Genomic DNA, 999 nt, shown 5'->3' on the forward strand with positions numbered 1-999 from the left:
AACCTTAGCTTAGGCCCGCTTAAAGTTATTTTCGAATTTGTTTGATTTTATTGAGGTGCAAAACGACTTCTCTTCCGTCATACACCAACGAGACAGACTCCGACGAAATTCTTCTTACTTTCGCACCGGAAACAAAGTCTCCTTCATACACTTTTTTGCCATTGATCATTGCTCGGCGGTTATCCCCTGCGCTCATTATATAGTTGAGAGAGAAGTTCGGCATACGGCGCTTGGTTTTCGCGGCAGCCTTTCTCTTTTCCCCATACGGCGCTGTTGGGTCAGACAAGACCTCACCGCCAGGCAAACTATAAGTTTGTTTGGCGGACAGCGACAATGAAGCGCTTAAGCATAAGCCAAACACTAATACTAAAGAGCTCTTGTAAATTGTAGTTTTAAACACCGATCCAGTCCTCTTCCAGGCTCAGAGTACTGAGCTGAACTTTTATCGTCGCATTAGGGTACCGATCAACTTTATAACTCAGCATTCTCCAGTAAAAGCCGCTCAAGCTTTCTAATTGCTGTAAATATTCAACCGTCTGGAAATAAGTTCCTCGCAATTCCATTTCAAAGCCATGCGTAAATATAACCGCCTGAGGCTCTGCAGAAATGGCGCTATCATTAGTCTTATCTGATTCGTCTGTGGTACTCCCCAAACTCACGTTCAAGGGCTCTACCGGTAGATTTTTGGCACTTAGCAAGCTCAAGCCTTTGTAGTCAGATAAGACCTTTTTCATAAGGTTTGCCATATCTTCAGGCGCAACCAGGTTACTCATACGCTGCCCTATCTTTAAACGTAAGCCCTGCAGGCGCTCTTTTAATTGTTCTTGCTCTTGCCTTAGTGCTGCATTCGGGTCGTGAGCCAAAGCTGAAGTCAGCTCACTGAGCCGATTACTTTGCTCAACAGTTTCTTGTGTCAACGATGCTTTGTTGGCTAAGTTAGCTTTGTGCTTTTTTTCATAATCAGCGAAGCCTGTCTGCAGCCAAATAAAAGCAATGATC

The 999-nt window shown here is 44.3% G+C and carries 2 protein-coding genes; both read right to left on the bottom strand.

Translation table 11 applies throughout. The annotated features are described in order from the left end of the window. Window positions 1-25: 25 nt before the first annotated feature. Window positions 26-400, bottom strand: coding sequence for a general secretion pathway protein GspB (locus A3766_RS07130; RefSeq protein WP_068511623.1), 375 nt, complete (start codon window positions 398-400; stop codon window positions 26-28). Continuing rightward, the coding region (locus A3766_RS30615; RefSeq protein WP_068642012.1) for a hypothetical protein at window positions 393-999 on the bottom strand (607 nt) is incomplete at its 5' end. The genes A3766_RS07130 and A3766_RS30615, both read right to left, overlap by 8 nt.

Source organism: Oleiphilus sp. HI0132 (assembly GCF_001635845.1).